This window comes from Streptomyces sp. NRRL WC-3549 (assembly GCF_000721935.1).
In the GTDB taxonomy this organism is placed as follows: Bacteria; Actinomycetota; Actinomycetes; order Streptomycetales; family Streptomycetaceae; genus Streptomyces.
The window spans coordinates 39,475-41,658 of record NZ_KL585423.1; the positions used below are offsets into that span (position 1 = coordinate 39,475).

1 pseudogene is annotated in these 2,184 nt (G+C 70.7%); it reads left to right on the plus strand.

Annotated features, from left to right (window positions below):
• Positions 1-2,184, plus strand: a pseudogene (gene eccCa / locus IH13_RS38460) (type VII secretion protein EccCa); the annotation flags it as partial.

Genomic DNA, 2,184 nt, shown 5'->3' on the forward strand with positions numbered 1-2,184 from the left:
GACCCGCCGGTGCTCCCCGAGACGGTGCCCGACACCTCCGCCGTGTGGACGTACCTCCCCATGGCGCTGATGTCGGTCTCCATGATGTTCATGTTCATGCGGCCCGGTATGACACGGGGCACCGGCGGGTTCGTCTACATCGCGCTGGGTCTGATGGTGCTCGGCGCCGCCGCGATGTTCATCGGCCAGTTCATGCGCAAGGCGTCCGAACGCAAACAGAAGTTGAAGGGTGAGCGCCGGGACTACCTGCGCTACCTCACCCAGATCCGGCGCAAGGTCCGCGGTGCCGTCGTGGACCAGCAGCTGGCCCTGGCCTGGCGGCACCCGGAGCCCGCCGCCCTGTGGTCGATGACGGGCACCACCCGGCTGTGGGAACGCCGCCCGCGTGACGAGGACTTCGGCGAGGTCCGGATGGCGGTCGGCGAGCAGAAGCTCAGCCTGAAGCTGACCCCGAACTCCACCAATCCCGTCGAGGATCTGGAGCCGCTCAGCGCGCACGCCCTGCGCAGCTTCATCCGCGCCTACTCGACGGTGCCCGACCAGCCCATCGCGATCTACCTGAGAGCCTGGGCCCGGGTGCTGTTCCGGGGCGACGAGGAGCGGATACGGTCCGTGACCCGGGCGCTGATAGCCCAGTTGGCCACCTTCCACTCGCCGGACGACGTGTGGATCGCCCTGTGCGTCTCCGACGAGCGGCGCCCGGACTGGGAGTGGGCGAAGTGGCTCCCGCACAGCCTCCACCCGCACGACACGGACGGTGCGGGCCCCACGAGGATGACCGTGTCGGCCCTGGGCGAGCTGGAGCACCTGCTCGGCGCCGAGTTCATGGAACGGCCCGCGTTCGACCCGGACGCCGTACCCGGGCGCGAGGAGCCGTTCACCGTGATCGTGGTGGACGGCGGTACCGTCCCTGTCTCTTATACACGGTCGTACTGGACCTGAGCGGCGCGCTCTCCTGGCGGCCCGGCCGGATCACGCTGCGCTTCGAGGTCGGCGAGGACGAGCTCGGCCTGGTGCGCACCGACCGCGAGCGCAAGGAGCGGACCACCCGCCTCGGCAGCCCCGACAGCCTCGGCCCGACGGGCGCCGTGACGCTGGCACGGCGGCTCGCCCCGTACCGCATGGGTCTGGGCACGGCGTCGGACTCGGCCGAGCCGCTGTCCGCGAACGTCGAGCTGACGACACTGCTGGGCATCCCCGACCTGCACCGCCACGACCCGGAGACGCTGTGGCGCTGTCTCTTATACACATGGCGGCAGCACACCGGGCCCGGCCGGCTGAAGGTGCCGATCGCGGTCGGCGCGGACGGCGAGCCGGTCGAACTGGACATCAAGGAGTCCGCCCAGGGCGGCACCGGGCCGCACGGCATGCTGATCGGCGCCACCGGTTCCGGCAAGAGCGAGCTGCTGCGCACCCTCGTCCTCTCGCTCGCCCTGACCAACTCCTCGGAGACCCTGAACTTCGTCCTCGTGGACTTCAAGGGCGGGGCCACCTTCCTGGGGCTGGACGAACTCCCGCACACCTCCGCCGTCATCACCAACCTGGCCGGTGAGGCCGCGCTCGTCTCCCGCATGCAGGACGCCCTGCACGGGGAGCTGATGCGGCGACAGGAGCTGTTGCGGTCGGCGGGCAACTACACCTCCGCACTGGACTACGAGAAGGCCCGCGCCTCGGGCGCAGCGCTGGAACCGCTGCCCAGCCTGTTCGTCGTCGTCGACGAGTTCAGCGAACTGCTGGCAGCGCACCGCGAGTTCATGGAGCTGTTCGTGATGATCGGCCGGCTCGGCCGGTCCCTCGGGGTCCATCTGCTGCTCGCCTCCCAGCGCCTGGACGAGGGCCGCATGCACCAGCTGGAGAGCCACCTCTCGTACCGGATCGGTCTGCGCACGTTCTCCGCCATGGAGAGCCGCGGTGTCCTCGGCGTGCCGGACGCCTACCAGTTGCCGTCGGCGCCCGGCAACGGCTTCCTGAAGTCGGGGGTGGAGGCGCTGACCCGCTTCCGCGCCGCGTACGTCTCCGGCTCCTACCAGCAGCGGCGGGGCAGCGCCAACCAGGCACGGGTGGCCAGCCAGACCGTCCCGTGGACCAACGGGTACGTCGTGCCGCGCCGGCTTCCGGACGCCCCGGACCCGGAGCCGGCCCCCGAGCAGGAGGAGAACGGTGACTCCCTGCTCTCGGTGGCCG